General features: G+C 53.2%; 21 protein-coding genes and 1 pseudogene. 11 read left to right on the forward strand and 11 right to left on the reverse strand.

The window, feature by feature from the left end; all coding sequences use genetic code 11:
- The 3 genes from ACFO3I_RS00430 (at position 1) to ACFO3I_RS00440 (ending at position 1,855) form a co-directional block, all read left to right on the forward strand.
- Positions 1–642 carry a YiaD family glycine zipper/OmpA-like lipoprotein gene (locus tag ACFO3I_RS00430; protein ID WP_377330812.1) on the forward strand — a complete coding sequence of 214 codons (642 nt, stop codon included), beginning with the start codon at positions 1–3 and terminating at the stop codon, positions 640–642.
- A 62-nt stretch (positions 643–704) separates the two neighbouring features.
- Positions 705–1,574 carry an EamA family transporter gene (locus ACFO3I_RS00435; protein ID WP_377330813.1) on the forward strand — a complete coding sequence of 290 codons (870 nt, stop codon included), beginning with the start codon at positions 705–707 and terminating at the stop codon, positions 1,572–1,574.
- Positions 1,575–1,603: 29 nt separating this feature from the next.
- On the forward strand, positions 1,604–1,855 hold the full coding sequence (locus ACFO3I_RS00440; protein ID WP_377330815.1) for a hypothetical protein: 252 nt from the start codon (positions 1,604–1,606) through the stop codon (positions 1,853–1,855).
- Between the two features lie 65 nt (positions 1,856–1,920).
- Here ACFO3I_RS00440 and speE read toward each other — a convergent pair whose 3' ends face one another.
- Positions 1,921–2,775, reverse strand: a complete 855-nt coding sequence (gene speE / locus ACFO3I_RS00445; protein ID WP_377330817.1) for a polyamine aminopropyltransferase — start codon at positions 2,773–2,775, stop codon at positions 1,921–1,923.
- Positions 2,776–2,900: 125 nt separating this feature from the next.
- On the opposite strand from speE, the gene speA reads away from it, so the two are divergent.
- The 4 genes from speA (at position 2,901) to ACFO3I_RS00465 (ending at position 7,874) form a co-directional block, all read left to right on the forward strand.
- Positions 2,901–4,787, forward strand: a complete 1,887-nt coding sequence (gene speA / locus ACFO3I_RS00450) for a biosynthetic arginine decarboxylase (RefSeq protein WP_377330819.1) — start codon at positions 2,901–2,903, stop codon at positions 4,785–4,787.
- A gap of 74 nt (positions 4,788–4,861) precedes the next feature.
- On the forward strand, positions 4,862–5,755 hold the full coding sequence (locus ACFO3I_RS00455; RefSeq protein WP_377330820.1) for an acyltransferase: 894 nt from the start codon (positions 4,862–4,864) through the stop codon (positions 5,753–5,755).
- The gene (locus tag ACFO3I_RS00460) at positions 5,755–6,678 is read left to right on the forward strand and encodes an acyltransferase (protein ID WP_377330822.1); all 924 of its coding nucleotides are present in this window, start codon (positions 5,755–5,757) and stop codon (positions 6,676–6,678) included. The genes ACFO3I_RS00455 and ACFO3I_RS00460 overlap by 1 nt, the downstream gene beginning before the upstream one ends.
- A complete protein-coding gene (locus tag ACFO3I_RS00465) occupies positions 6,672–7,874 on the forward strand; it encodes a mechanosensitive ion channel family protein (protein ID WP_377330824.1) in 1,203 nt (400 codons plus the stop codon). The genes ACFO3I_RS00460 and ACFO3I_RS00465 overlap by 7 nt, the downstream gene beginning before the upstream one ends.
- A gap of 3 nt (positions 7,875–7,877) precedes the next feature.
- On the opposite strand, the gene ACFO3I_RS00470 is transcribed toward ACFO3I_RS00465, so the two are convergent.
- Positions 7,878–9,062 (reverse strand): methyltransferase, encoded by a 1,185-nt coding sequence (locus tag ACFO3I_RS00470; protein WP_377330825.1) that lies wholly within the window; start codon positions 9,060–9,062, stop codon positions 7,878–7,880.
- Between the two features lie 148 nt (positions 9,063–9,210).
- Here ACFO3I_RS00470 and ACFO3I_RS00475 point away from each other — a divergent pair, with 148 nt between their 5' ends.
- On the forward strand, positions 9,211–9,600 hold the full coding sequence (locus tag ACFO3I_RS00475) for a response regulator (RefSeq protein WP_377330826.1): 390 nt from the start codon (positions 9,211–9,213) through the stop codon (positions 9,598–9,600).
- Between the two features lie 35 nt (positions 9,601–9,635).
- Here ACFO3I_RS00475 and ACFO3I_RS00480 read toward each other — a convergent pair whose 3' ends face one another.
- The 3 genes from ACFO3I_RS00480 to ACFO3I_RS00490 are packed head-to-tail and all read right to left on the reverse strand — an operon-like array spanning position 9,636 to position 12,697.
- Positions 9,636–10,604: an FHA domain-containing protein gene (locus ACFO3I_RS00480; RefSeq protein WP_377330828.1), complete on the reverse strand. Its 969-nt coding sequence runs from the start codon at positions 10,602–10,604 to the stop codon at positions 9,636–9,638.
- On the reverse strand, positions 10,592–11,836 hold the full coding sequence (locus tag ACFO3I_RS00485; protein ID WP_377330830.1) for a S1 family peptidase: 1,245 nt from the start codon (positions 11,834–11,836) through the stop codon (positions 10,592–10,594). The genes ACFO3I_RS00480 and ACFO3I_RS00485 overlap by 13 nt, the downstream gene beginning before the upstream one ends.
- A gap of 15 nt (positions 11,837–11,851) precedes the next feature.
- Positions 11,852–12,697 (reverse strand): tetratricopeptide repeat protein, encoded by an 846-nt coding sequence (locus ACFO3I_RS00490; protein ID WP_377330832.1) that lies wholly within the window; start codon positions 12,695–12,697, stop codon positions 11,852–11,854.
- 352 nt (positions 12,698–13,049) lie between these two features.
- Here ACFO3I_RS00490 and ACFO3I_RS00495 point away from each other — a divergent pair, with 352 nt between their 5' ends.
- Both ACFO3I_RS00495 and ilvN read left to right on the forward strand, forming a co-directional pair.
- The gene (locus ACFO3I_RS00495) at positions 13,050–14,789 is read left to right on the forward strand and encodes an acetolactate synthase 3 large subunit (protein WP_377330833.1); all 1,740 of its coding nucleotides are present in this window, start codon (positions 13,050–13,052) and stop codon (positions 14,787–14,789) included.
- A gap of 1 nt (position 14,790) precedes the next feature.
- The gene (gene ilvN / locus ACFO3I_RS00500; protein ID WP_377330835.1) at positions 14,791–15,285 is read left to right on the forward strand and encodes an acetolactate synthase small subunit; all 495 of its coding nucleotides are present in this window, start codon (positions 14,791–14,793) and stop codon (positions 15,283–15,285) included.
- A 40-nt stretch (positions 15,286–15,325) separates the two neighbouring features.
- Here ilvN and ACFO3I_RS00505 read toward each other — a convergent pair whose 3' ends face one another.
- On the reverse strand, positions 15,326–15,691 hold the full coding sequence (locus ACFO3I_RS00505; protein WP_377330836.1) for a response regulator: 366 nt from the start codon (positions 15,689–15,691) through the stop codon (positions 15,326–15,328).
- Positions 15,692–15,855: 164 nt separating this feature from the next.
- Between ACFO3I_RS00505 and ACFO3I_RS00510 the strand changes: the two genes are divergently transcribed.
- Positions 15,856–16,224 (forward strand): response regulator, encoded by a 369-nt coding sequence (locus tag ACFO3I_RS00510; protein ID WP_377330838.1) that lies wholly within the window; start codon positions 15,856–15,858, stop codon positions 16,222–16,224.
- Positions 16,225–16,250: 26 nt separating this feature from the next.
- Here the strand turns inward: ACFO3I_RS00510 and ACFO3I_RS00515 are convergent, their stop codons facing one another.
- The 5 genes and pseudogenes from ACFO3I_RS00515 to ACFO3I_RS00535 all read right to left on the reverse strand — a co-directional run bounded on the left by ACFO3I_RS00515 (position 16,251) and on the right by ACFO3I_RS00535 (position 18,283).
- Entirely contained in the window at positions 16,251–16,784 is a 534-nt protein-coding gene (locus ACFO3I_RS00515; protein WP_377330840.1) for an Hpt domain-containing protein, read from the reverse strand.
- Positions 16,785–16,798: 14 nt separating this feature from the next.
- Positions 16,799–17,092, reverse strand: coding sequence for an STAS domain-containing protein (locus ACFO3I_RS00520; protein WP_377330842.1), 294 nt, complete (start codon positions 17,090–17,092; stop codon positions 16,799–16,801).
- Between the two features lie 13 nt (positions 17,093–17,105).
- A pseudogene (locus tag ACFO3I_RS00525) lies at positions 17,106–17,470 on the reverse strand (response regulator).
- Between the two features lie 9 nt (positions 17,471–17,479).
- Positions 17,480–17,686, reverse strand: coding sequence for a hypothetical protein (locus ACFO3I_RS00530; RefSeq protein WP_377330844.1), 207 nt, complete (start codon positions 17,684–17,686; stop codon positions 17,480–17,482).
- Between the two features lie 24 nt (positions 17,687–17,710).
- Positions 17,711–18,283: a methyl-accepting chemotaxis protein gene (locus ACFO3I_RS00535; RefSeq protein WP_377330846.1), complete on the reverse strand. Its 573-nt coding sequence runs from the start codon at positions 18,281–18,283 to the stop codon at positions 17,711–17,713.
- Positions 18,284–18,582 lie beyond the last annotated feature (299 nt).

The raw sequence follows: 18,582 nt of genomic DNA on the forward strand, positions 1-18,582 counted from the left end.
ATGAATTCAACACGTTTAGCTGTGATGGCGCTGTGCAGCGCTCTGGTACTGACTGGTTGTGCTGTGGCCCCGGAAAATCAAAACACCGCAAAGGGTGCAGCCATTGGCGCTGGTGTAGGAGCCGTACTAGGTAAAGCCACCGGTAATCATAAAAACAAACGTCTGGCTATTGGTGCCGCCATTGGTGCTTTGGCTGGTGCGGCCGTTGGCCGTTATATGGACAACCAGGAAATGGCGTTGCGTGATCAACTGTCAGGTACTGGGGTGAAAGTTCACCGCGACGGCAACATTTTACGCTTAGAAATTCCGTCACAAATTACCTTCCAGGTCAACCGTTCAGACATTCAGCCTCAGCTGTATCCGGTGCTGAATGACGTGGCCAAAGTGTTGGGTGAATACGACAAAACCCTGCTGGTGATTACCGGCTACACCGACGACACCGGCCCTTATGACTACAATATGCAACTGTCCGGCAAACGAGCTGACAGCGTGAAACAGTACCTGATGGCACAAGGGCTGAACCCGATCCGGCTGGAAACCCAAGGCATGGGACCCAATTCACCGGCAGTGCCGAATACCTCAGAAAGCAACAGAGCGATGAACCGTCGGGTTGAAATTCATATTGAGCCAGTCACGCAATAACTTTGCCTGCGTTGGGTTCTGATTTATGCTGCGCCAGTCTTTGTTCACTGGCGTAGTTGTTTATGGCGTTGCTTTGGCTGGTTACCCTGGTTTGGGCCTTTAGTTTTTCGTTAATTGGTGAGTTTCTGGCCGCCAGTGTGGACCCTTATATTGCGGTCAGCAGCCGGATGGTGCTTGCCCTGCTGCTGTTTCTGCCGTTACTGCTGAAGTACCGGACACCACTGAGACTTGCCAGTCAATTGGCGGCCATAGGCGCCATTCAACTGGGCCTGATGTACCTGCTGCTGTACCATGCCTTTTTATACCTGTCGGTGGCCGAAGTGCTGCTGTTTACCATTCTGACCCCAGTGTATATTTCGGTGCTGGACTATTACTGGCGTTACCGTCAACTGCACTGGCGCTGGCTGGGCCCGGCCTTGCTGGCGGTGCTGGGCGCACTGGTCATTCGTTACCAGCAACTCAGTGCGGAATTCTGGTGGGGTTTGCTGCTGATCCAGGCAGCCAACTTCTGTTTTGCTGTGGGTCAGGTGGCCTATCGCCAGCTCGATGTCGGTAACGCCAAACAACAAACTCAGCAGTTTGGCTGGTTTTTTGCCGGTGCGGCCAGCTTCAGCCTGCTTGCCGCCCTGCTGTTCGCCAACTGGCAACGCTTGCCCGACACTCCGCTGCAAACCGGCATTTTGCTCTGGTTGGGGTTGGTGGCATCCGGCCTTGGTTATCTGCTCTGGAGCATCGCCTCACGCCAGGTCAGCGCCAACCAGCTGGCGGTGATGAATAATGTGCTGATCCCAGCCGGGCTCCTGGTCAACTTTGTGTTCTGGCAACACCAGGTGAATTGGTGGACCCTAACCGGCGGTTCAGCGCTGATTTTGTTAAGTCTGCGTTGGGCCGGGCGGTCACCCGCTGCCCAACACCTTTCTGATAAACACTAAATTCAACGAGCACAAGGATGTGAAACTATATGTGGCGACTCATTAAGCTCTTACTTCGCCTGGGGCTTAGTTTGTTAGTACTGATTGGCAGTTTTATGCTGTATGACTATCTGTTGACTGAAGCGGCAGTGCTTTACCAACTTTGGGCCACTGGCACGAGCCAACGTGCAGAACTGGCGGATGATATGGGCTTTGGCATGCTGGGGCTTCTGGTGGTATTGCCATTGAGTGCCCTGCTCGCGCTTGCAACCAGCCTGCCGGTCTGGCTGAAAACCAAATAACACCATAAGCCCTGACCAAATACAAAGGGCAGCCCAGTGGCTGCCCTTTTGCATATGCATTCGGCTTATTTCAGGCCAAACTCACGCAACACAAAATTAGGCAGCGCCATCGCGGCCTGGTGAATGCCGGCATTGTAGTATTCGGTGTTAAATGGCGCCTGCGCTGCAGCCTCGACACGGAAGCCGTCAAACTGGGCGTCTTTGCGCGCCAGGGTGCAGGTCCACCAGCCAGACGGGTAGACCATTTGCGGGAACTGCAGGGTTTGCAGTGCGGCAAAACCGGCATCCGTCATGGCTTCACGCATGGCTTTGAGCAGCGGCATATGAATAAGCGGCGATTCACTTTGTTGCACCAGAATACCGCCTGGTTTTAATGCCTTCAGGCAGCTTTCATAAAAGGCGCGGTTAAACAGGCCTTCGCCCGGACCAATAGGGTCGGTGGAGTCGACAATCACTACGTCCAGTGACTCTGGCGCCGCGTCACGCATAAAAGCGATACCGTCGGCAAATTTTAAGGTCGCACGTGGGTCGTTATTGGACGCGCACAGCTCCGGGAAGTACTTTTCCGCCATCCGGGTTACTTGCTCGTCAATATCAATCTGGGTGACTTGCGCTATTGGGTGTTTCAGCACTTCGCGCAGCGTACCGCAGTCACCACCACCAATAATCACCACCTGCTGTGGGTTCGGGTGGGTGAATAACACCGGATGGCTCAGCATTTCGTGGTACAGGAAGTTGTCTCTGGTGCTCAGCATAATGACGCTGTCAATCACCATCATATTGCCAAACTGGGTCGTTTCGAATAGTTCAATGTGCTGGAAAGGTGACTGCACCTCGTCCAGTTTTTTGGTAATTTCCAAACCAAAAACACTGCCGCTGGCGGCAAAAATTTCGGTAAACCACTGATCAGTTTTCAACATAAAACACCCCTCCTGAAAAACGAAGCGCAACATTTTGCCAGTGCAGGCCGCTATAAACAAATTTTTCATGTTTTTTTCGCCGCATTGGTTTTAAAATACCGCATCTTTTTTATCAGGGTACGACAATGGCAGATTGGGGTTTCGAAAAGGCACGTTCTATTTATAACGTCGCGGTCTGGAGCGAAGGCTATTTTGATGTGAACAACAATGGTGATCTGGTGGCTTATCCGGATCAGGATCACAACAAGCCTGGCATCAGCATGCCAGAGCTGACTGCACGTTTTAAAGAAGAAGGCTTAACCCTGCCGGTGTTGGTGCGTTTTACCGACATTCTGCAGCACCGCGTAGGCACGCTGATCAGCTCCTTTATGCAGGCCAAAGCCGAGAAGGATTATCAGGGCGAATACACCGCCGTTTACCCAATCAAAGTAAACCAGCAGTTTTCTGTGGTGAAAAAGCTGGTTAGCCACGACAGCGGTAAAGTTGGCCTGGAAGCAGGTTCTAAACCTGAGCTGATGGCTATTTTAGGCGTCACCGACCAGCCGCTGCGTATTGTCTGTAACGGTTATAAAGATTCCGAGTTCCTGCGTCTGGCCACCATAGGCCAGATGATGGGCCACAGCGTTTACGTGGTGGTGGAAAAAATTACCGAGCTGAAAACCCTGCTGCGTGAAATCGACAGCCTGGGCCATGCCCCTTATATCGGTATCCGCATCAAACTGAACTCGGTCGGTAAAGGCAAATGGCAAAACACTGGCGGCGAAAAAGGCAAATTCGGCCTGACCGCCACCCAGGTGCTGCAAGCCATCGACATTCTGCGTGACGCCGGCAAACTGGATTTGCTGAAACTGGTGCATTTCCATATCGGTTCACAAATTGCCAATATCCGTGACATTCACAACGCCATTCGCGAATGTGCCCGTCACTACGCCGAGCTGCGTACTTTAGGTGTGCCTATTGAAACCGTCGACGTCGGTGGTGGTTTAGGTGTGGACTACGAAGGCTCCAACAGCCGTTCGGCCTGCTCCATGAATTACACCATGCTGGAATACGCCCGTAACGTGGTGTACGGCTTAAAAGAAGTCTGTGACGAATACGACCTGCCACACCCGAATATCATCACTGAATCGGGCCGTGCCATGACCGCACACCATGCGGTGCTGGTGACAGACGCCATTGACATTGAACGCGCCCCGGGCCTGGTCAAACTGCCAGAGCCAAGCGAAGATTCACCAGCGGTGATCTGGGGCTTGTGGGACTCCTACAAAAACGTGACGCCACGTTCAGCCGTTGAAGCCTACCATGACGCCGTGCATTTCTTTACCGATGCGCACGCGCAGTACGTGCACGGCCTGCTGACTCTACAGGACTGGTCACTGCTGGAACAAATTTACTTCGCCACCTTAAACAAGGTGAAAAACATGCTCGACCTGTCGTCACGTTCACACCGTGATATTCACGACGAGCTGAACGAGAAGCTGGCCGACAAGCTGTTTGTGAACTTCTCCTTGTTCCAGTCGATGCCGGATGCCTGGGGTATTGACCAGCTGTTCCCGGTGATGCCACTGGAGCGGATGAACGAAAGCCTGGAACACCGCGCCATTATTCAGGACATTACCTGTGACTCGGACGGCGCGCTGAAGAGCTATGCCGACGGCAATGGTATTGAATCGACCCTGCCGCTGCCATCGTACAAAGAAGATGAGCAGTTCCTGCTGGGTATGTTTATGGTCGGTGCTTACCAGGAAATTCTGGGCGACCTGCACAACCTGTTCGGTGACACCGACTCAGTGCACGTGGAGCTGGACGAAAACGGTGGCTACCGCCTGACCAACCCAATCAAAGGTGACACTGTGGCCGACGTGCTGCGTTATGTGCAGTTCGACGCCAAGAAGCTGATTGCTTCGTACCAGAAGCAGCTGGCGAAAATTGACGTCACCACAGAACAGCAAAGCCTGCTGCTGGAAGAGCTGAAATCCGGCGTTTATGGTTACACCTACTTCGAAGATTAAGTTAAACTAGCCACTGATCGGATCAGTTATGGGGCCAGAATCAACGTCTGGCCCCAGTTTCAGATGGTGGTGTTATGTTGCATTTTTTACCTTCGCCCGTCCGCGGCTCCTTGTCTTTCCTGCTGTACCTGCTGAACACTCTGTTCTGGTTTGTGCCCATTTCTCTGCTCGCCATTATGAAGCTGCCGCCGGTCCGGCTCTGGCGCACCTGGATCACCCACTTGCTGGATTTTTGTGCCACCTCCTGGATCAGCCTGAATAATCTGACCACCCGGGTCTTTACCCGCATTCGTTGGGACGTGAAAGGCCTGGAACAACTCAGCCTGAAAGACTGGTACCTGGTGATTGCCAACCACCAGAGTTGGGTGGATATTCTGGTGCTGCAGAAAATCTTTAACCGCAAAATTCCTTTTCTGAAGTTCTTCCTGAAAAAAGAGCTCATTTATGTGCCTTTGCTCGGCACCTGCTGGTGGGCGCTGGACTTCCCATTCATGAAGCGTTTTAGCGCCAAACAGCTGGCGGCGAACCCGGCACTGAAAGGCAAAGACATTGAAACCACGCGCAAAGCCTGTGAAAAATTCCGCTACAAGCCGGTATCGGTGATGAATTTTCTCGAAGGCACCCGCTTTACCGCGCACAAGCATGACAAACAACAATCGCCTTTTAGCCATTTGCTCAAACCCAAAGCCGGTGGCATTTCCTTTGTGCTGAATGCCATGGGCGAGCACCTGCATAAGCTGCTGGATGTGACCATTTATTACCCGAAACATAACCCAAGTTTCTGGGACTACATTTCAGGCAAAGTGCAGGACATTAAAGTGCGTGTCCGGGTGTTACCTATTGATCAACAGCTGATTGGTGACTACGAAGATCCGCAGTTCAGGCAAAAATTCCAACACTGGGTTAACCAGTTGTGGTTAGATAAAGACCTGACATTAACAGAATTGGCGCATGGGGAAAAAGGCTGATGTTGTTGTGGTTACCTGTCTTCCTGAAAGCGCCGCTGGCGTTCATCTGTTTTAGCCTGAACCTGACGTTGTGGGGCGGACTGGTCACCCTGACAGGCGTTGGCAAGCTGTTGTCCCCTACTGCCGCACTGCGGGCCTGGTGGTCCGGCCCTGCCCACCGTTTTTATCGCGGCTGGTCACGTGGCAACAAATTGCTGATGGAGCTGTTTAACCCGGTGCAGTGGCAAATCAGCGGCGCCGAAGCGCTGGACCAACACACCTGGTACTTGCTAATCGCCAACCACAAAAGCTGGATGGATATTCCGGTGCTGAGCCAGTTTGCGCTGGACCGCATTCCCGAGCCGAAATTTTTTTTAAAAGAAGAGCTGAAATGGGTGCCTTTTATCGGCTCCGGCAGCTGGGCTTTGGATATGCCTTTTATGAAACGTTACAGCCAGGCGCAGATTAAGAAAAACCCGGCGCTGAAAGGCAAAGATATCGAAACCACCCGGCTGTCCTGCGAAAAGTTTAAACACCAGCCCACCACCATTATCAACTTTGTCGAAGGCACCCGCTTTACCCCGGCCAAACACAAAGCCAAACGCAGCCCTTTTGCCCATTTATTACCGCCCAAAGCCGGCGGCATTGCCTTTACACTGGCTGCCATGGGTTCTCAGTTTGATGCGGTGCTGGATGTGACCCTGCAGTACCCGGACAACCCGGGCCATGTGATGCTGGATATGCTGTGTGGCCGCTTAAAACGGGTGGTGGTGCAGGTACAGGTGCTGCCGGTGGACGAGCAAATCGTTGGTGATTACTTTAATGACGAGCAATTCAGAGTCCGCTTTCAAAACTGGCTGAACCAGCGCTGGCTGGAGAAAGACCAGCGGATCAGCCAGTACCAACACGCGGCCCCGACCACAGAGCAAAACGCCTTATGTTAGATGTTTGGTTACAGCAAGCCGCCTTTGCTGCAGGCTTAGACTGGCCGGTTTCCCATCCGGCCTTTTTGTTTATCCGTGTGCTGCTGGCGTTTATCGTGCTGGCCGCTTTATTCACCCTGGCCAGGCGTTACCTGCGGCCTGTGCTGGCGCACTTGCTTGACCGGCTGGATGGCAAGCTGGAACAGGAAACTGAACGGGACAGACGCAAATTAGCCAGCCATCTGGCGCATTTGGTGCCGGCTGCAGTGTTAATTAACAGTGTGGCGCCATATTTCAATCACTGGCCCGACTTTGTGTTGCTGGTGGATGACGCCTTGTGGGTGTATTTATACCTGGTGGCCGGCCTGGCATTTGCCGCACTGACTAATTTTGTCTGCCGTATTTATGCCACGCTGTACCCGGCCAGCAATGTGCCTTACCTGGGGCTGGCGCAGGTACTGAAGCTGCTGGATGCCATAGTCATTGGCATTTTGATCTTAAGCACTTTGCTCGGCAAATCACCGGTCTACCTGCTGAGCGGCTTAGGGGCTCTGACCGCAGTACTGCTGTTGGTGTTTAAAGACACCATTCTCGGCCTGGTCGCCAGCGTGCAACTGGCCACCAATAAAATGGTGTCCCTGGGTGACTGGATAGAGATGCCGAAATACGGTGCCGACGGCTCTGTGATTGAAGTGGCGCTGACCACGGTGAAGGTGCAGAACTGGGACAACACCATCACCACTATTCCTACCTATGCACTGATTGCCGATTCGTTTAAAAACTGGCGCGGCATGCAACAAAGCGGTGGCCGTCGCATTAAACGGGCGCTGAAAATTGATATTCACAGTATTGGTTTTCTTGATGCACAGGAAAAACAGCAGATCAGTCAACAGCCGGAACTGCAGGACTTTGTACAAAGCGACAACGCACAGCAGCTGCTGGCCACCACGCAGCTGACTAATGTGCGGTTGTACCGTGCTTACGCCGAATGGTTGCTACGCCAACACCCAAAAATTAACCAGAACATGACGCTGATGGTGCGCCAGCTGGAATCCAACGAAGTGGGCCTGCCACTGGAGATCTACTGTTTTTGTGCCGACAAAGCCTGGGTCAATTACGAGCAGGTGCAGGCCGAGCTGTTTGATCAACTATTCGCCACCTTGCCCCTGTTTACCCTGAGCGCTTTCCAGCGGCTGGGACACAGAAGTCCAGAATAAAACTCAGCGCCGGGCTGCGCTGATCCACCAGTTTCTTGGGGTCAGGCTGGCAGGGCAAAAGCGGCGCAGCTGCACCTGATAGCCCTGTTCCTGCAAATACAGCACCCGGTCCAGCACCAGACACAGCTCCAGCGCCGGTGCAAAGGCGGAACGGACCAGTTGCAGGCGTCGTACCTGCGCCTGCCGCTTCGCCCCAGCGTCCAAAAATGGCTGCAGTTCCAGAGTATCCGGCAGAGTCCAGCCATGGCTTTGTGCGGCAAAGTCGGCAAAGGCGCGAAACTTACCGCTAAACCAATGCTTTGGCACAGACTCTAAAGGCCGGTAGCCTTGCTGCCCCGTGCAATGCTGATACAACGCCTGATAACTCAGCCGCCACCAGACTTCAAGGTGCCGCAGCCGGGCAATACGCTCACCAGCAGTGCTTTGGCTTTGCACCGCCAGTTTCAGTTGTTCTTTACTAAGCGGCAGTAATTGCCCCTGCTGAGCCTGCTGCGACAGGCCAATATAGTCCGGTTGGCGGATTAAATGATAACAACAGGGGATCAGGTCAATTTGCTGCGTCTGCGCTGTGGAGGCCGATTGCAGCAATTGCAGATGCAAATCACCACAGGCATGCAGCGCCACAGCATGTTGCTGTGACTGCAGATACTGCTGGCTCGCAGGCAACAAGACATCCGCCTGCACAAAACCTTGCGCTAACTTCAGCCGGTTTGCCTCAGCTTGCCCCTGAGTGCAGAGCTCTGCCTGCCATTCAAGGCTCAGCACCTGTCGCTGTTTCCCGGCACTCAACCAACGTCCTAAGTGCCCTTTACCAGCGCACCACTCCAACAGTGGCAGTGGCAGATCCGGCAGTTGATCCACCCAAAACTCAATTTGTTGTTGTTTGCGGCCTTTGATATCACGCGCCAGCCAGAACGGCATTTCGCTCTGAACCACTGCCGGGTGCTGCTGTGCAGCTATCCAGTCGCTGATCGCCGCCAGGTCCGGAAAAAAGCCAGCCAGTCGCTGCCGGCGCAGTGGTTCATCCTGCTCCAGTTGGCTGAGATCTGCATCGCTCAGTCGGGCCAGCCAGGCGTCTAATTCTGGCTGTTGCCAGGGAGCGTCGTTCTGGTGAAAAGGTAGAAAACGCCAGTAAGGCTGATACTGGCAGAGTAGCTGCTCCAGCTGTTGCCACAGAGTACTGAACACAGAACATCCTCAGCGCGGAAAAGGCGCCACTATAACAATTCGGCCGCATGCTACCAAAAAAACCGTCTGCCTTTTCGCCTGTGACTGGCAAGCCCAAACAAAATCATGCACACTCAACCACGGACAACCCAAGGTGCGGAGAGCCCAGGTGACTGAACTTAAACGTATTATGCATGTGGAAGATGACCCGTCTATTCAGGCCGTTGCCAAAGTAGCATTGGAAGTGGTCGGTGGTTTTACCGTGGAAACCTGTAATGGCGGCGAAGAGGCGTTGCAGAGGTTTGCCAGTTTTGCACCTCAGCTGATCCTGCTGGACGTGATGATGCCTGGTATGGATGGCCCCAGCACGCTGAAACAATTGCAGCAGGATCATGATCTGAGTACTATTCCGGTGGTTTTTATGACCGCCAAGGTGCAAGCCAGTGAAATTCAGTCATACAAAGCTTTGGGCGCTGCCGATGTAGTGGTAAAGCCCTTTGACCCCATGACCTTGTCTGATCAAATCCGCACCGTCTGGAGTGGGTTCAGCGCCAAATAAGTCTGCAGCGGCCTGACGGTCGCTGCACCTTTGATTCAGGGTCTCGATTCTGTTTGTTTATCCGCCTCAAATAACGCATCCAGCTGCTGTTGGTATGCAGCTTCAGACATGCCCTGCCCCAGATAAAACACCGCTGGCAATAGACGTTCGTCGTATCGCAGCGAGCGGTCATAAGGTGAAGGCGGCATCAGCAGTTGCAGCCACTGCTGGCTGCTGACCAGTGCCATCAGCACCGTCGCCAGCAACAGCTGATAACGACGCCGCCACTGGGTTGCCAGCCAGATATTACCGGCAAACAACAACCAGAAAATCGCACTGTAGCCCAACACTTCCAGCCAGGCCGCCCAACCAGCACCATCGCTGTTAAAGCCAATCCAAAAGCACAGCAGCCCCCAGACGGCCGAAGCAGCGATGGCCGCATAAGTCATGCCCAACTGGGGCAAAAAGAAACTGTCCTGCTGATGAAAACGGCTCCACAACGCCAGCAGCGCCGGCCATAAACAAAACATCAGCAAGGACTTGGGAATTTCCAACAGCCGTACCGGCCAGGCTTGCTGCAGCTGCGTCGGCAGAGTCAGCCAGACGGTGCCTATATGCTCGGCCGCAATCAGCAGTGCAAACAGCAGGATCAACAAGCCATGCCCCATCAGGGCCAGGCGCTGGGTCAACAGGCTTAAAGGCAACGCCGGAGCCACCTGATGCTGGTCGTCGTATAAACGCAGCGCCTGCTCGCCCAGCCAGCAAATTTCGCCGGAGCGCAGTGGCTCTTTTTGCAGTACAGCTTTGCGTCCGGCCAGGTAGCTGCCGTTCACCGAGCTTAAATCTTCCAGCTGCCAATGACCCTGCTCGTCCTGACTCAGGCTGGCGTGATGAGGGCAGACATGCTTATCGAACAGGATCACATCGTTATCATAAGCCCGGCCCAGCCGAATATGCTGCTGATTGAATTTATGCCGCTCTACAACTTTGTGCTGAGCGTTCAGCACCTCGACTAAAATTGCCATGTCACCGCCTCCCTGAATTTACGGGTAAAGGCCAGCGCCATGTCTTTCTCCACTCCGGCTAACGTGAAGTGGCTGATCACGCCCTGATGCGACTGGTCCAGTGACGCCGAGATATAGGCCACGTCATACAGTCCTGGATAGTCCTTGTACGAACGCAGACAAAACACCGCTTTGGCCTGCTGCCCGGCGGCGGCCTGCACCACCTGAGTGTCGCAGCGGAAGCGGCTGACGTCGTCCTCACCGGCTTTATTGTCGGCATTCATTTGACTGATACTGTTCTGATAGCGGCGGAAAAACTGCAGCGGATGCAAACCTTTGGCCTGCTGCCATTCAAACTGCATTTCGATACGGCCGGTACTGAACTCGTTGGACAGGAAAATCTCTTCCGGTTGATTGCAGAATGCATTCACCCGTTTCACATCATCTTTTTCTTTCTCCAGATTGGAACTGCCCCAGCAGCGCACAAAGGGCACCACTTCGTCAGGCACCATGGCCGGGCCAAAAGCTTTGGTTTTCCAGTCGGCCTGCAGAATCTGTTCAAACATCTGCCGCTGGTTTTGCACCAGCTGCTGCTGAATATCCTGCTTTAAATCGTCGACTTTGGGTCGTTGCAACAATTGCAGCAAAGCGGCGGCGGGCACCAGAAACCCCAGATCATTGCCCGCTGAAGCCACATTCACGCCAATAACTTCGCCCTGTTCATTCACCGCCGGGCCACCACTCATGCCGCTGTTAATGGCACCGGTAAAATGGATGCGTGGATAGAAGCTGTGTTTTTGCAAACCGTTGTAGGTGCCTGGTACCACAATCAGCCCTAAATCGTGAGGGTTGCCCAATGAATACACCGCAGCGCCTTGCACCGGAGCCTGTGCCTGAATATGGAAAGGTTGTGCCGCCTGATAATCCGACGCCAGCAGCGCCAGGTCATTCACCACGTCCACAGCCACAATCTGCAGCTGGCCACTGGCCTGATCTTTGTTCAGAAACTCCAGCTGGTATTTATCCGGAAACAACACCGCTTCCGACACCACATGGTAATTGGTGACAATCAGTTGGGGGTCGGCCAGCAAAAAGCCGCTGCCAATGGCCGACTTGGCGCCGGAGTTTTTATCCAGCACTTTAATCTGCAATAACGCATCGGCGTAGTCGGCAAAGACCTTTTCCGCAACGGCGGCTGCTTGCACAGCAGTGGCCCCCAACAGCAACAGCAGCATCCAGCAGCGTAAGATCATGCAAGGTCCTTTGGCTTAGTACAACAGGCTGTAAAGCTTACGGCGGAATGACGATGCCAATGGGTCACCTTTGGGCAAGGTGGCCAGAATGTCCAGGCACAATTTTTTCGCCTCGCCAAAGTTCAGGTCCTGCTTGAGAATTTGATACAACAGTTCCAGCGCTTCGCCGCTACGCTGCACCTGATGATATTGCACTGCCAGTTGCTGCTTCAGCTCGTTATTGGCCGGGTCTGCGGCCAATGCCTGCTCCAGCGCTTTCACTTCCGGGCTTTGGGACGCTTGCTGTGCCAGTTCTAACCTGGCCTTGACGCTGTGATACAAGGCATCCTGATCGGCCATCAGTACTGTGGCCAGCGCTTGCTCGGCCGCAGTGAGTTGTCCCAGCTCCACTTGCACCAACGCCAGATGCAGTCGTATTTGCACATCCTGCGGTGCCAGTTCGGCAGCCTGCTTCAGCAGTGGATAAGCGTCAGCAAAGTTTTGTTCAGCCAGTAGTGCCTGCGCCTGCTGCTGCAGTTGCTGCTCAGGCTTAGGTAAAAACGCCTGCAGACGGTTCAGAATGACGTCCTCCGGCTCTTCACCAGCAAAACCATCCACCGGCTGCCCTTGTTGGATCACCAGGGTGGTCGGCACAGACTGGACGCCAAAGTGGGAAGCCAGTTGCTGTTGCTGATCACAATCCACCACCGCCAGTGTCAACTCATTCGGATAACGCTGCGCAATACGCTGCAGCACAGGCCCTAAATTCAGGCAGGCCGGGCTGCGCTCTGAGAAAAAATAAAACAGCACTGGCTGGCTAAAAGATTTCTCCAGCAAAGCCCGCACATTGTCCATCGACACCAATTGAATATTGTCAGCCACTTCAGCTACCTATAAAACGCTTGTCTGCAGGTATGATGTGGGCTATGCCCTGCTTTTGCAAGCAGCAAGCCACGTGGCTGCGGCCAGCAACACCTTTTTAGAGTTTTTACTTTAGTCCAAAAAAGCCATCGACTTTCGGCCGCCCTTCCCGTAAATTAACCGGCAAGCCTGCGCACTACGAAAACCATTATTCAGACAGGCATAATTTTTGACAGCCTTTTCTCTGTCAGCGTCCACGTAAAAAACAGCTTGGCTCAGTCCCCTGAGCCTGCCAGCAGTCGGCTGGCTGTTGGTGTTTGCTTCAACGGCAGACGCCATTTTTTCTGTATGCAAAAACGATGAGACCTGACCAATGACAAGCGAAAACACCCAACCAGAACTGCTGTCTGGGGGAGCCATGCTGATCCGCGCCTTAGCTGATGAAGGCGTCGAGTACGTATATGGTTACCCGGGCGGTGCCGTGTTACACATCTACGATGCGCTGTTCCAGCAACATCAGGTGAAACACGTGCTGGTCCGGCACGAACAGGCGGCCACTCATATGGCCGACGCCTACGCCCGGGCCAGTGGTAAAGCAGGTGTGGTGCTGGTCACCTCCGGACCAGGTGCCACTAACGCCGTCACCGGCATCGCCACCGCTTACATGGATTCCATTCCTATGGTGGTGATTTGTGGCCAGGTGATGAGCCACCTGATTGGTGATGATGCTTTCCAGGAAACCGATATGCTCGGGATTTCCCGCCCTATTGTGAAACACAATATGTCGGTGCGCCGGCCGGAAGACATTCCAGAGCTGGTAAAAAAAGCCTTTTACATTGCCCAAAGTGGCCGGCCTGGCCCTGTGGTACTGGATATCCCGAAGGATATGACCATCCCAAGCCAGAAGTTCCCGTACGAATACCCGCAGGATATCAAGCTGCGGTCGTACAATCCGAATGCTAAAGGCCACCCAGGCCAGATTAAAAAAGCGCTGGCTACTTTACTTGCCGCCAAACGCCCGGTGCTGTATTCCGGCGGCGGCGTGGTGCTCGGCAAAGCATCTGACGAGCTGACCGAACTGGCGCGTCGTTTAAAATTACCTGTGACCAACACCCTGATGGGTCTGGGCGCTTACCCAGCGTCGGACGAACAGTTTATTGGTATGCTCGGTATGCATGGTACCTATGAAGCCAACCAGGCCATGCACCATGCCGATGTGATTTTTGCCGTCGGCGCCCGTTTTGATGACCGCGTGACCAATGCCACCAAAAAATTCTGCCCGGACGCCACCATTATTCATATCGACATTGACCCGGCCAGTATCTCCAAAACCGTCAATGCCCATATCCCTATAGTGGGCCTGGTGAAACCTGTCTTGCAGGAAATGTTGGCTCAGCTGGACAAACAAAACGGCGAACTGGACCAGGCCGCATTGTCTGACTGGTGGCAACAAATCAACCAGTGGCGTGAACGCCATGGGGGTCGTTATGACCAAAGCAGCCCACAACTGAAACCGCAGGCGGTGATTGAAGCGGTGCACCGCCATACCCAGGGCGACGCTTATGTCACCTCGGACGTGGGTCAGCACCAGATGTTTGCAGCTCAGTACTACAAGTTTGATAAACCGAACCGCTGGATCAACTCAGGCGGCCTCGGCACCATGGGCTTTGGTTTACCTGCCGCCATGGGCGTGAAACTGCATTACCCGGACGCCGAAGTGGTTTGTGTGACCGGTGAAGGCTCCATTCAGATGAACATTCAGGAGCTGTCGACCTGCAAGCAATACGGTCTGGCGGTGAAAATTATTAACCTGAACAACGGTTATCTGGGCATGGTGAAGCAGTGGCAGGACATGAATTATGACAGCCGTTACTCCAGCTCCTATATGGATTCGCTGCCTGACTTTGTCAAACTGGCCGAAGCTTATGGCCATGTTGGCATTCGGGTGACCAAACCGGAAGAACTGGAACCTGCCCTTGAACGTGCGTTTGCCCTGAAAGACAAACTGGTGTTTCTGGATATCCATGTCGACCCGACCGAACACGTCTACCCAATGCAGGTGCCGGGCGGTGCCATGAACCAGATGTTCTTAAGCAAAACGGAGCGGGTGTAAGATGCGGCATATTATTTCTGTTCTGCTGGAAAACGAATCTGGCGCTCTGGCCCGTGTGGTCGGTTTATTTGCCCAGCGTGGCTACAACATTGACTCACTGACGGTGGCGGCCACTGAAGACCCGACCATGTCGCGGCTGACCCTGGTCACCCGTGGTGATGACAAAGTGATTGAACAGATCACCAAACAGCTGCATAAGCTGATTGAAGTGGTCAAGCTGATGGATTTAAGCGAAGCAGCTCACATTGAACGTGAATTGCTGATGGTGAAAGTGCGCGCCACTAACAATGACCAACGCGAAGAGGTCAAACGTTCAGCCGATATTTTCCGCGGCCAGATCATCGACGTCAGCCCCACCACCTACACCATTCAGGTGGTCGGCACCTCTGACAAGCTGGAAGCTTTTATTGAGGCCCTGCAAGGCGTGCAAATTCTGGAAACTGTGCGCACTGGCGTGTCGGGCATAGCCCGCGGCGAACGCACCTTAAGTCTTTAACTGTGAACCTGATCAGGTCCGGCCTGCCGGACCTGATGCTTTAGATAAAGTGACTGTCCTGCAGTATTTGCCGGGTCACATCCGCAGTGATAGGTTTGCGGTAATACCGCACTCCAGACTCTTCTGCCTGCTCTTCTACGGAACGCATCAGATTGGCGGTTAATAACGCCAGCTCACAACCGGGTTGTGATTGCCGGATTTTATTGGCGACCAGCAGGCCAGTTAAATCCGGTACGTTGTAATCGAGAATGGCCAATTGAATGTCGTTTTTCGCCGCCTGCGCCACCGCATCATCGCCGGATTCGGCCTGAATAATTTGCGCCTTGGGCAATAAATCCTGCAGATAATTGGCTAAAAAAATCCGGCATATTTTACTGTCATCTAGAATCAGCACCCGCACTGTCATACCGCTTGCCTCCATTCACACCGAGCTGCCCGGCTACAGTTGGCCGGTATCGAGCAGTATAGTTAAGCTTCCCTGAAATGGTGAAAAAATGCAAAAAGCAAAACTGGTTCGCTTTTTGGCAAAGCCTTGATTAGAGTGATTACTAAACAGCTGTGGAGCTGACTGTGAAAAAAACCATTCTGGTTGTTGACGACTCACTCACCTTAAGGGAAGTGGTGCAGGACTTATTAAGCCATGCAGGGTTTGACGTGTTGCAGGCCGAAGATGCACCGGCAGCTCTGGCGCTCATGGATGGCCGCAAACTGCATTTGATCCTGTGCGATCTTTATATGCCCGGCCAAAATGGTTTAAGTCTGATCCAACAAGTGAAGCAGTTGCCGGCCTACAAATTTACGCCCGTTATTATGCTGACCACCGAACATTCGGAAGAATTCCGCCTGCAGGCCTACCAGGCAGGCATTAAAGCCTGGGTGACTAAACCTTTTTCGCCGCATCAGCTGCTGACTGCAGTGAATAAATTAATTTCCAGCTGAAATCAGCAAATTTATATCTCTCCTCTTCAGTGGAGGCTTTTGATTTTATGTGCTTTTATTTTAAGGCCGTCACGAAACACATCGGCGCCATACTCAATGTCAATCTGCCAATGCTCATGCTCAACCTGCTGCATTTCTTCTGCTGGCGGCGGCTCAGTCTGAGCCGCTGCGCCTCCGGTCATATAAGCAGCCAATTGCTGCAATAGCCACTGACCATGCTGCAAATCCAGTTCAAAATCTGCGTCCTGTAACTGCTGGATCATGCCGGACAAGTGATCCTGACAGCCAAACATCAGGTTAATCAGCTCGGCGTCCATGGTCAGTTGAGCTGCCCTTACTTTATCCAGCACGCTTTCAAGGTTATGGGTGAAAGCCACCACCGCATCAAACCCGAACAGCCCTGCCGAGCCTTTGATGGTATGGGCTGCCCGGAAAATCGCATCAATATGCTCAGCGACCGTCGCTTCACCCGACTCTATTTCCAGCAGGCAGCTTTCCATGCTGGCGAGTAAACCACTGGCTTCCTCAATAAAAAGTGACTTGGCTTGCGTCAGGTCCATAAAAACTCCCGGTATCAGGCGGCTTGAAACTCAGTCTTATATAAATCCAACACCCGGCTGACAGCAGGGTTGTCGCCGTGGGTCAGGGTAAAGTGCTTTTCCGGCCAATGCTGGCGCAGCCACAACAGCAGCTGCAGTCCTGACGAGTCGAAATCCTGCACAGCACAGAGGTCAAGAATGATATTTTCCTGCGGTAAATCAGCCAGTTTTAATAACGAGCTGTAGTAGTCTCGCACGGAAAAAATACTGAAGTCCTGGTCAAACTCCACAACCAGAAAGTCCGCTTTGGGGGTGATCTGTACCGTCATCACAAGCTCCTGCTTAAGGCAGAATCAGTTTATTCACTGCTGCCAGCATTTGTTCAGGTTTAAAGGGTTTAATAATCCAGGCTTTCGCACCAGCCGCTCTGCCCTGTTCTTTTTTTCGTCTGCCCCTTCGGTCGTCAACATCACCACAGGCGTAAAACGATACGCAGGTAACTGTTTGATTTCTTTAAGCAGGCTGATGCCATCCATATTGGGCATATTGACGTCAGAGATAATCAGATGCACTTTTTGGCCCGTCAGTTTCTTTAACGCATCGACACCATCCACAGCTTCAATCACATCAAAACCATTGGCTTTCAGTGTCATGCCGACCACTTGTCGAATGCTGATTGAGTCATCCACGATAAGAATTGTTTTCATGCACTTTTCCTAAAAAAACGTGATGTCGTCATTCTTTGCTTCGGCTGATTTACCGGTGTGTACTGTCACTTGCTCCAGCGTGGTGTAGGTCTTTTTCAGCCGTTCCAGCCATTGCTGGACTGAGGTGAAGTCTGGAACCTGACCAGCACTGACCTGATGGCTCATGGTTCTGGCCTGCTGTTCCAGCTTGTCGATGTCGGCCATCACATGGCCCATAATTTGACTGGTTCTGTCCTGAAACTACAGATGCATCACCACATCAGACAATTGCATTTGCACTTGCTGAGCCTGTTGTTGCATCAGGGAATTGGAGGCGCTGATTTGCTGAACTGCGGCTTCATAATCACTCAGCACACTACTGATGGTTTCAGCGGTTTTATGCACCAGCATCTGCTCATGCTCGACCTGCTGCTCGGAGTCCGCCACCGTTTTGGTGAGCGACTGAGTAATGTCGGCCACCCGCTGACGAATTTTTTGCCCGGCTTCACTGGAACGGTTTGATAAGGCGCGCACCTCAGTGGCCACCACCGCAAAACCCCGGCCGCTTTCGCCAGCCCGGGCCGCTTCAATAGCCGCATTCAGCGCCAACAAATTGGTTTGCGCAGCAATGTCCCCGACTTCTGAGGTCATGCTTTGCAAACTGTCAGTAACTTTAGCCAGTTGCTGAATTTCGCCCAGCATCTGCAGGCGGTTTTGCTGTGCCTGCTCCAGCTGCTCGGTCATCGCCAGTAGCTTGCGCTCCGACTCCCGGATCATCGCCACCAGCTGTTGTTGTTGATCGGCCGATTGACTTTGCTGTCCGCTGGTCAGCAAATTGATGATTTAGGTGAACAATGGCGTCTTCGGTCTGCTGTTGCACCAACAGAGATTGTTTGCCCCAGACCGGCAATACCTGCTGCAACAAATCCAGCAGATTCAGACTCCAGGGCATTAAGTCGGGCCCGGCTTGAGGTTCTGTCCGCAGCTGAGCCGGCGCTTCCTCTTTATTATCCAACCAGACCACCGCGGCAAGCAGAGCAATCAGACCCATGCCGACCAGGCGATCCCACCACTGCCCCGAACCTACAAATTGCCATCCGGCCAGCAGCAACAGGATCCACAAAACCAGGCGA

The organism is Rheinheimera marina (assembly GCF_042654345.1).
GTDB classification, from domain to species: domain Bacteria; phylum Pseudomonadota; class Gammaproteobacteria; order Enterobacterales; family Alteromonadaceae; genus Pararheinheimera; species Pararheinheimera marina.

Excerpts from the sequence above, each read along its gene's own strand:
- ACFO3I_RS00430 (WP_377330812.1), top strand. The coding sequence starts at position 1 with ATGAATTCAACACGTTTAGCTGTGATGGCGCTGTGCAGCGCTCTGGTA.
- ACFO3I_RS00435 (WP_377330813.1), top strand. The coding sequence starts at position 705 with ATGGCGTTGCTTTGGCTGGTTACCCTGGTTTGGGCCTTTAGTTTTTCG.
- ACFO3I_RS00440 (WP_377330815.1), top strand. The coding sequence starts at position 1,604 with ATGTGGCGACTCATTAAGCTCTTACTTCGCCTGGGGCTTAGTTTGTTA.
- speE (WP_377330817.1), bottom strand. The coding sequence starts at position 2,775 with ATGTTGAAAACTGATCAGTGGTTTACCGAAATTTTTGCCGCCAGCGGC.
- speA (WP_377330819.1), top strand. The coding sequence starts at position 2,901 with ATGGCAGATTGGGGTTTCGAAAAGGCACGTTCTATTTATAACGTCGCG.
- ACFO3I_RS00455 (WP_377330820.1), top strand. The coding sequence starts at position 4,862 with ATGTTGCATTTTTTACCTTCGCCCGTCCGCGGCTCCTTGTCTTTCCTG.
- ACFO3I_RS00460 (WP_377330822.1), top strand. The coding sequence starts at position 5,755 with ATGTTGTTGTGGTTACCTGTCTTCCTGAAAGCGCCGCTGGCGTTCATC.
- ACFO3I_RS00465 (WP_377330824.1), top strand. The coding sequence starts at position 6,672 with ATGTTAGATGTTTGGTTACAGCAAGCCGCCTTTGCTGCAGGCTTAGAC.
- ACFO3I_RS00480 (WP_377330828.1), bottom strand. The coding sequence starts at position 10,604 with ATGGCAATTTTAGTCGAGGTGCTGAACGCTCAGCACAAAGTTGTAGAG.
- ACFO3I_RS00485 (WP_377330830.1), bottom strand. The coding sequence starts at position 11,836 with ATGATCTTACGCTGCTGGATGCTGCTGTTGCTGTTGGGGGCCACTGCT.
- ACFO3I_RS00495 (WP_377330833.1), top strand. The coding sequence starts at position 13,050 with ATGACAAGCGAAAACACCCAACCAGAACTGCTGTCTGGGGGAGCCATG.
- ilvN (WP_377330835.1), top strand. The coding sequence starts at position 14,791 with ATGCGGCATATTATTTCTGTTCTGCTGGAAAACGAATCTGGCGCTCTG.
- ACFO3I_RS00505 (WP_377330836.1), bottom strand. The coding sequence starts at position 15,691 with ATGACAGTGCGGGTGCTGATTCTAGATGACAGTAAAATATGCCGGATT.
- ACFO3I_RS00515 (WP_377330840.1), bottom strand. The coding sequence starts at position 16,784 with ATGGACCTGACGCAAGCCAAGTCACTTTTTATTGAGGAAGCCAGTGGT.
- ACFO3I_RS00520 (WP_377330842.1), bottom strand. The coding sequence starts at position 17,092 with ATGACGGTACAGATCACCCCCAAAGCGGACTTTCTGGTTGTGGAGTTT.
- ACFO3I_RS00530 (WP_377330844.1), bottom strand. The coding sequence starts at position 17,686 with ATGGGCCATGTGATGGCCGACATCGACAAGCTGGAACAGCAGGCCAGA.